Here is a 9,147-nt window from a genome sequence, read left to right on the forward strand (position 1 = left end):
GCATCGCGCGCAGCACGATTCCGTTACGCCCGCTATGGCAGATCCATGAAGCCGGAGTCCTTGAGGTAGTTCTTGCCGGCGGTGATGTCGTACTGGATGAGCTTGTAGTCGGCGAGCAGCTGCTTCGTTTCGTCGTCGAAGTCGCTTTCCGCCATCGGGTTGCCGTCGGAGTCCAGATAGATGTTCTGGCCTTCCGGAATGCGGTCCCAGCCCTGGATCGTGTTCACCACGGGCGGCTCCATCGCGGAGATCTTCTCGTGCATTTCGGTCAGGAACGCAAGGTACGGCGACACCTTCGCGTCCATGTGCTCGGCCGCCTGCGCAACGAAGAAGTTCGGCGACGAATACGCCGAATTGTCGATCTTCTCCCCCTGCGACGAGCCGGACGCCTTGTTCGACCAGATGAAGTAGTCGGTCAGGTGCAGCGCGAGCGAATTGTTCGTGTCCGCGCTGGCCGTCTCGTAGATGCCGGGCAGGTGATCGCCGTAGAAGACGACCGTGACCGGCTTGTCGAGCTTGTCGAGTTCCTCAAGGAACGCCGCAGTCGCCTCATCGGTCAGGCTTGCACCCTTCTGGTACGTTTCGATCGACTTCGTCTCGTCCTTTTCGAGCGGCTGCGACGGGTCGGTCGATTCGGCGGTGAAGTCGTTGTCCTTGTACCAGTCGTTGTACGGCATGTGGTTCTGCATCGTGATGATCTGGATGAACTGGTTGTCGTCCGTCTTCGCGATCTCCTCGAGCGCGCTCTTGTACGTCGCCTCGTCGGACACGTACGGCGATTCGTCGATCTTGTCCTGGTATTTGATGATGTCGTTGCCTTCGCCGTCGCCGGTGAGCGTGTAGAAGTGCGAGAAGCCAAACTTCACGTAGTTCGTGGCGCGCGAGTACATGGACGACTCGTACGGATGGAACGCTTCGGAGAACTTGGCAGCACCCCACATCTGGTTGATGGTCGGCACCCAGTGTTCGCTCGGCACGAGCTGCTGGTACGGGCTGGACAGCGACGAGTCGAAGTTGGCCATGCTCATGCCGGTCAGGCCCATGTATTCAAGGTTCGCGGTGCCGCCGCCGTAGCCGGACGAGAGCATCAGGCCGGACGTGGTGCCGCTTTTGATCTTGCGGATGTTCGGCATGGAGTCCTTGTTGACCTTGAGTCCGGGCACGCGCGACGGGTCGGAGAACGATTCGCTGAGCACGTAGATGACGGTCGAGTCGGTCATGTTCGCGGAGCGCGACTCGTTGATCGTCGTCGCTTCCTTCGCGTACTTGGCGGCGAGTTTCTTCATCGTCGCTTCGCTGTAGTTCGCGGGCTTTTCCATGATGCGCGGGTTGAGCTGTCGCGTGAACGAGACGAGCGGGCCGTTGCGCTGCGCGTCGTATACGGAATCCCACATGCTCGGCTTGTCGCCCATCACCGTGGCGAACGTTTTCGCCCACGATCCGACGGTGCTCACCTGCATCGAATACAGCGTGAAGAACATGCCGGGCAGCAGGATCAGCAGCAGTCGCACGGTCACGTTCAGGCCGACGTTGTCGAAGCGCAGCAGCCGGCCGGAGCGTCCGTCCATGCGGTACAGCAGGAAGCAGACGATGAGCACGCCGACGAACACGGCGCACGCGCCGATGATCGTCCAGTGCGCCCCCGGCGGCATGAAGCTCAGCAGGTTGCTTTTGTCGGCCTTGAGGAAGTTCAGGTCGCTCGGCAGCACGGCCTCGTAGCGGATCTGCACCTTGAAATGCTCGATCACGGCCACGATGATCGCGGCCGCCAGGAACACCGGCGTGGCGATCCAGAACCGGTTGGTGAGCATGAGCAGGATCAGGTAGATCAGGCCGAGCAGAAGCGCGTTGAGGACGAGCACGAAGTTGCCGTCCGTCCACATTTTCGTCACGAATCCCCAGCCGACGGTTGGGCTGGACAGTTTGACGCGCGTGCTTTTCAGTGACACGCCCCATTGCAGCGTGGCCACGGCCGCGAGGTCGAACAGGATAAAGAGGAACGCGTACAGCCAGCCGGGGAACGGCCTGCCGCTGAATCGTTTGAACCAGCGCCGGCCGCGGCGTTCGTCCGTGTCCTCCTTGCGCGCGATGTCAAGGATCTCGATGTCGTCGTCGGCCGCCGTCGCGTTCGCTGACGTCGCGCCGACAGTACCGGCCACCGACGCAGCGTGCGGAGCCTGCGCGGCCTGCGACGCGGACTGTGATCGGGCCGTGTCCCGAGTCGTCATATCATGTGTTGTTTCTTCGCTCATAACCTGCACTTCACGTTTGGTTCACTGGGCATAATGGTCACCATTGTCCGCGTCGTTCCTGACAACGGCCGCACCTCGCCCCATATATTCACGATTGCTTCTCGCTTGCCACCATACCGGATTGAGCTGGGAGGGAAATCATTCCCGCGGCGGATGCACCCCGCCGGATACGGCTCCTATGATGCCGCGTTTGGTAGCGATAAGGGAGGATGCTCATGCAAGTGTGGTCGTCGTGGCTGCAGTCGCTGATGCGCGTGCGCATCGTGTCCGGTCCGTTTCATGACGGCGTGCTGTTGGCGGCCGCGATCGGATTGCTGGCGCTGGCGGCGTGGCAGCTGGTCCGTGCCGATCGCGTGCGTCTGCTGTGGCAGCTGTTGGCCGGCGTTGTGACCGGAGCGGCCGGATTGTTGGCCGCGTGGCTGATTTCCGACGTGATCATGGTGTTCGGCGTATCGCTCGGCTGGGCGGTGATCGGCTGGGCCGCGGCCGGGTTCGCCGCGTTGGGATTCGTGACCGCCACGGCCGTGCAGGCTCGCGCGTTGCGTCGCGTCATCGCAATCGTCATGATTCCGGTCATGCTGGTCGCCGCGGCCGTGCAGGTCGATACGGTGTACGGCGAATATCAGACGATCGGATCGCTGGTCGGCTGGTCGCCGTACCAGTCCGTCAGCCAGGCCGGCATCGCACGCCCGACGATGACGGTCGATCAGTGGCAGCGGCTCGCAGCCGACGGCAACTTGCCGAACATGCCGTCGACGGGCCGTCTATTCTCCGAACGCATCGCCAACACGGCATCCAAGTTCCGCGCACGTCCGGCCATGGTCTGGCTGCCGCCGGCAGCGCTGAGCGACACGCCGCCGAAACTGCCGGTGCTCATCCTGCTCGCCGGGCAGCCGGGCAGTCCGGGCCGCGCCATGCAGGCCAGCGGCATCACCGCGCTGCTCAACGCCTACGCCGCAACGCATAACGGCCTCGCGCCGATCGTCGTCTCGCCCGACCAGAACGGCGGCGACACGATCAACAGCCTGTGCGCGGACACGACAAAGTTCGGCAAGGCAGAAACGTACCTGACCAAAGACGTGCCGAACTGGATCGCCGCGAACCTGCCGGCCGACGACGCGGGCGCAAAGTGGGCCATCTCAGGCTTCTCGCAGGGAGGCACCTGCTCGACGCAGCTTGCGCCGCGCCACGCCGACCTATTCGGCACGATGATCGCGGTGGACGGCGAGATCGCGCCCACGTCCGGCAGCGTGGACAACATGGTCGCCTCGTATTTCGGCGGCGACCGGTCCGCCTACGAGTCGCAGGTGCCGGTGAACGCGCTGGCCGCGCACGCGCCGTCCGATCAGGCGGCCGTGTTGGCGGCCGGCGAGAACGACACCGTGTCCGTCGACAACGTGCGGACGATCGGAGCCGCCGCGCGCAAGGCCGGCTGGGATGTGACCGAGCTGGAGGTGCCCGGCACCGGTCACGACTGGCATGCGGTGAACGCGACGCTCACGGCCGCGCTGCCCTGGTGGTGCGCGCGCGTCGGTTTGGGCGGCGACGGGACGACCGACCACAAGACATGGAACGACTACAGGAATCTGGAGGTGCTGCGATGAGCGACGGCAATCACGAACAGACCGCCCCCGCGGATCACGGACAGGCGACCGGCAAACGAGCCGGCAACAATCGCAGCGTCAGCCCCGCATGGGCTCCGCTGTTGGGCGACATACGCCACTGGATCGACGCGCATCCGTGCGCGGTGTGGTTCGTCGCCGTCTTCGCCGCGCTGAACATCGTGGCCTGGATCGGCGCGACGCTCATCGGCCGGCCGTTCCCGATGCGCGGATTAAGCACGTCGCTGGGCGAGTTCAGCCTGCCGCGCCTGCTCGCCACACTGCTGATCGCGCGCGGCGTGCTGCAGCTGATCGTCGACGTGATCCTGCTGCTGGTCATGGTTTCGATCGCCGAACCGCTGCTCGGCCGCGCCCGGCTGGCCGCGATCGGCGTAGGCTCGACCTTGGCCGGCACGCTGATCGGCCTGCTGCTGTGCGCCGGTCTCGCCGCGCTGTTGCAGGGCACGCCGACCGTGGACCGCGTCCGGTTCGCGCTCAGCCCGCTGACGATGGGCGTGGGCGTACTCATGGCGGCGAGCGCGTTCAGCCGTCCCCTGTGGCGGCGGCGCATCCGGCTGATCGGCTACGCGGCGATCGTCGCCGGCCTGCTGTTCCGCGGCAATCCGGGCGATTACTGTCTGCTTGCGGCCGCGGTCATCGGCCATCTGCTCGGCGTGCTGCTGACCCGACGCGCGGCCGATCGCACGGCCGATCACACGGCCGGACGCGAAACCGAACACGCGGCATCGCAGCATCATCATGTCGATCCGCTGCACTGGCAGCTGAGCACGTCGTTCGAGGCGCGGCGCATGTTCGCCGCGATCGCGCTCGTGCTGGCGTTGGGCCCGATGCTGACGATCACCTCGACCATGCACGTGGGCCCGTTGAGTTCGCTCGGCCTGATGCTCAGCCCGGTGGACCCGGACGAGACGACGCTGGCGTCCTGCCTGGCGGGCACGACCCATGCCGGCTGCTTCTTCCAGTTCGATCTGCTGCGCACGTCCATGCCGGGTGCGGTGCTGCGTTCGCTGCTGCCGACCGCGGTGATGGCGATCATGGCGTGGGGCCTGTATCGTGGCCGCCGGCTGGCCGCGTGGGCGACGGTCGTTTACTATGCGTTCGCGTCGCTGATCGCCGTGGCCTATTACGTCGTCGTGCCGCTCGCGTTCGCGCCGGACGGGCTGATGTCGCTGGTGCGGCACGGCATGATCGTCGCGTGCGTGGCGAACGCGGTGCTGCCGGCGTTGTTCGCGATCGCCACGGCCGTGTCGTTCGGCCATTTTCCGATCCGTACCGATGCCGGACGGCTCCGCCGCGGATGCACGGCCATCGCAGTCGCGTTCGCGGCGTGCACGGCCGCGTATCTCGGCTTCGGATTGCTGCGTCCGCATGATTTCCGGCCTGCCGCGACGTTCGGCGACCTGCTGGCGGAACTGCCCGGCCGGTTCATCCCGATCGGCTTCCTCAGCCGCACGAAACTGCGGTTCATGCCGTTGACGCCGTTCGCATCGATCGTCTATCAGGGCGTGGGACTCGTGTTCTGGCTGACGGTGCTGGTCGTGTGCGTGCGCTGGATGCGCGACATTCTCGTGACGGACGATCATGCGCGCGCCGACGCCGGCCGCCTGGTCGAACGCGACGGCGAGTCGATGAGCTTCATGACCACATGGGAGGGCAACCGGTACTGGACGTCGCCGACCGGACGGTCGGCCGTGGCGTACCGGGTGATCGGCGGCATCGCGCTCACCTGCACCGGACCGTTCGGCGATCGCGGCGAATGGCTGAGCGACCTGCGCGAATTCGCCCGCTTCTGCGCCGCGAACTCATGGTCGCCCGCGTTCTATGCGGTGCACCGCGCCCAGCGCGACGCGCTCGTGGACAGCGGCTGGTATGCGCTGGAGGTCGGCGGCGAAATGGTCGTCGATCCGCGCAACTGGAAGACCACCGGCAAGAAATGGCAGGACATCCGCACGGCGATCAACAAGGCGAAACGCGACGGCATCACCGACGTGCTCACCACGTTCGCCGGCGCGGATGCGGACGTGCGCGAGCAGATCGAGGAGATCTCCGAACAGTGGGCCGGCGAAAAGGCCCTGCCGGAGATGAAGTTCACGCTCGGCGGCGTCGAGGAATTGCGCGATCCGCGCGTGCGCATCCTGTACGCGGTCGACGCGGACGGACTCGTGCTCGGCGTGACCAGCTGGCTGCCGACGTGGCGCGACGGGCGGATCGTCGGCTGGACGCTGGACTTCATGCGGCATCGCACCGACTCGCCGAACGGCATCATGGAGTTCCTCATCGCACGCATGGCCGAACGGCTGCGCGACGAGGGACTCGCCGACCCGTCCTCGGCGGCCGAGTTCATGAGCCTGTCGGCCGCGCCGCTGGCCGGCATGAACCCCGACCGGGACAACGTGGACGCCTCGGGCCATGAGGACACCGGCACGGCGATGCTTCAGCATGTGCTGCAGATCGTGGCCGACTGGATGGAGCCCGCATACGGGTTCCGTTCGCTGTTCAATTTCAAACGCAAGTTCCAGCCGAGCGAGGAACCCGTCTACGTGTGCTACCCGGATCCCGCCGCCCTGCCGCAGCTTGGGCTCGCGGTCATGCGCGCCTACGTGCCGTCCATGAGCGCCAAGCAGGCCCTCGCCATGCTTCGCACCCTCCAGCGGTAGCGGACAGCGATAGCGGACAGCGGTAACGGACAGCGGTCGCCGCCCGCACGGTTTTTCGGAATCGTGCTGCGTGCGATTCCGTATACGGAGATGTTGGGCGTATTCGGTCCGGTTGCAGTCACGAGGGCGCATCATACGTTAGGATGTCGCTTTTGGAACAAGGCGAAGGGAAAGGACGTCACGGTATGGGCGAAGGCATGTTGAGCGCGATTCATGGTCCGGCCGACGTCCATGCCCTGCCCGCCGATCAGCTGCCCGAACTGTGCGCGGAGATCCGCCGCACGCTCGTCGCCTACGGTCATACGCACGGCGGCCATATCGGCTCGAATCTCGGCATGGTGGAGGCCACGGTGGCGCTGCACCGCGTGTTCGAATCGCCGCGCGACCGCATCGTCTTCGACGTGTCGCATCAAAGCTACGTGCACAAGATGCTCACCGGTCGCGCCGCCGCATATCTCAATCCGGCCCGTCACGACGTGACCGGCTTCACCAATCCGGACGAATCCGAACACGACCAGTTCGTGCTCGGCCACACCGGCACGTCGATCTCGCTGGCGTGCGGGCTTGCGAAGACGCGCGACATGACCGGCGGGAACGGCAACGTGATCGCGGTGATCGGCGACGGTTCGCTCAGTTCGGCCATCGCGTTCGAAGGGCTCAACAACGCGGCCGAACAGGGCGGCAATCTGATCATCATCTTTAACGACAACGAAATGTCGATCGCGGAGGATTACGGCGGCATGTACGGCCCGCTTGCCCGGCTGCGCGCGTCCGGCGGCACGGCGGAACCCAATATCTTCCACGCGTTCGGACTGGACTACCGTTACGTCGAGGACGGCAACGACGTGCTTGCGCTGGTGCGCGCGTTCGAGTCGGTACGCGGCATCGACCATCCGGTCGTCGTGCACATCCATACGCGCAAGGGGCTCGGGCTTCCGGTCGTTGCGGACGACACCGACACCGGCACCGACAATGGCACCGGCAACGGCGACGCGACGGTGATCGCCGAGGATCTGGCGATCACGGAAGGCCGGTGCGAGGCGAACCACTGGCAGAATCCGGACAGCGCGGCCGGCAAGCCGCTCGGCGCGCGCAAGCATTACGGGCAGCTGGCGATGGCCGCGCTCGAACGACGTTTCGCCGCGGAGCCGGGCCTGGTGGTCATCTCCCCCGCCACCCCCGGTTCGAACGGCATCACGCGCGCGTTCCGCGAGCGCGCCGGCGCGCACTACGTGGACACCGGCATCACCGAGGAGCACGCGGTCGCCTTCGCCTCCGGCATCGCCAAGGCCGGCGGCCGGCCGGTGCTGGCCACGTCGGCCACGTTCTTCCAGCGCACGTTCGACCAGCTGCAGCAGGAGCTTGCGCTCAACCACACGCCGGCCACGCTGCTCGACTTCGGCGGCGGCCTGTCCGGCGCGGACAACACGCATTCGGGCGCGTTCGACATCGCCATGTTCGGCAACATTCCGGGACTCACCTGCCTGGCGCCCACGTCCGGACGTGATTTTCTCGACATGCTCGCATGGGCCACTTCCACAACGAACGACGGTCCGGTCGTCATCCGCGTGCCCGGCGACGCGATCCTTTCCGACGAACGCGCGCATGGGGCGGACACCCCGTCCGAAACCGGTACCGCAGTCGGCGCTACCGAACCCGTCGGATCCGACATCTGCTCCGACACAGATGTTCCCGCGCATTCATGCCCGTGGAACAGGTATCGTATCGTGCGACGCGGCGCCCAGGTGGCCGTTCTGGCCTTGGGCAACACGTATCCTCTGGGCGGGCGCATCGTGAAGGCGCTCGAATCCGCGTGGGACATCGCGGCGACCGACCGCACAGAACCCAACGCAGAAGCTATCACCAAGACCAGCGGCGACGGCGTCCGCTCCGCTCTGACAGGCCCGATCCACGCCACGCTCATCGACCCGCGGCAGTTCTCCACGATCGACGGGGAGACGCTGGCCGCGCTGGCGACGGACCATCGACTCGTGGTCACGCTCGAGGACGGCCAGCTCGAGGGCGGCTGGGGAGAGAAAAACACCGCGTGGTACGCGAACCACCCCTCCCCCGCCGTTGCGGCCATGCGCGTGCTGAACTTCGGTGGCGTCAAGGAGTTCACCGACCGGGTGCCCCTTGCCGAGCTCAACGAGCGCTACGGCCTGACTGTCGAGGCCGTGACAACACAAATCCGCCACAAGCTGGCAGAATCCGGACATTAAGCCCCTTCCCAGCGTCTAGTTCTCTCCGTCTCACGGCCGAAACCGGCCCTTGCAGTGGTGCGACCGAGTTCGAACGAGCCTCTCATCACCCATTTTTGGCTTCATATCGGGCGCATCTTGCAGTTCTAGGTCATCGCCTTCGGTACGTCCGGCGCCTGCGCATTAGTCAAACGGATTGACTGTTGAAATTCCAACGTTTTGAAAATCCGTCACCACGATCGATAAGGCCGATACCTCGCCAATCGACCTAGAACTGCAAGATACGCTCCACAACAAGCCAAAACCGGTCCATGTAACCTGCGCGGATCTACGTGGACCAGTTTGGCCGAGTCCTGCCGAGCCTCCTGCCACCATTTTTGGCTTCATTTCAGGCATATCTTGCAGTTGTCTGTTG

The 9,147-nt window shown here is 65.3% G+C and carries 5 protein-coding genes; 3 read left to right on the forward strand and 2 right to left on the reverse strand.

Features of this window, described 5'->3' with window-relative positions:
* Window positions 1-32: 32 nt before the first annotated feature.
* Window positions 33-2,228: an LTA synthase family protein gene (locus tag JS533_RS12880; RefSeq protein WP_241515135.1), complete on the reverse strand. Its 2,196-nt coding sequence runs from the start codon at window positions 2,226-2,228 to the stop codon at window positions 33-35.
* A gap of 233 nt (window positions 2,229-2,461) precedes the next feature.
* Between JS533_RS12880 and JS533_RS12885 the strand changes: the two genes are divergently transcribed.
* From JS533_RS12885 to JS533_RS12895, 3 genes are all read left to right on the forward strand, one after another.
* Entirely contained in the window at window positions 2,462-3,856 is a 1,395-nt protein-coding gene (locus tag JS533_RS12885) for an alpha/beta hydrolase (RefSeq protein WP_420838666.1), read from the forward strand.
* Window positions 3,853-6,531: a bifunctional lysylphosphatidylglycerol flippase/synthetase MprF gene (locus tag JS533_RS12890; protein WP_241515139.1), complete on the forward strand. Its 2,679-nt coding sequence runs from the start codon at window positions 3,853-3,855 to the stop codon at window positions 6,529-6,531. The genes JS533_RS12885 and JS533_RS12890 overlap by 4 nt, the downstream gene beginning before the upstream one ends.
* Before the next feature lie 185 nt (window positions 6,532-6,716).
* On the forward strand, window positions 6,717-8,753 hold the full coding sequence (locus JS533_RS12895) for a 1-deoxy-D-xylulose-5-phosphate synthase (protein ID WP_241515140.1): 2,037 nt from the start codon (window positions 6,717-6,719) through the stop codon (window positions 8,751-8,753).
* Window positions 8,754-8,915: 162 nt separating this feature from the next.
* Here JS533_RS12895 and JS533_RS12900 read toward each other — a convergent pair.
* The coding region (locus JS533_RS12900; RefSeq protein WP_241515142.1) for a hypothetical protein at window positions 8,916-9,147 on the reverse strand (232 nt) is incomplete at its 5' end.

The organism is Bifidobacterium amazonense (genome assembly GCF_018555435.2).
GTDB lineage: Bacteria > Actinomycetota > Actinomycetes > Actinomycetales > Bifidobacteriaceae > Bifidobacterium > Bifidobacterium amazonense.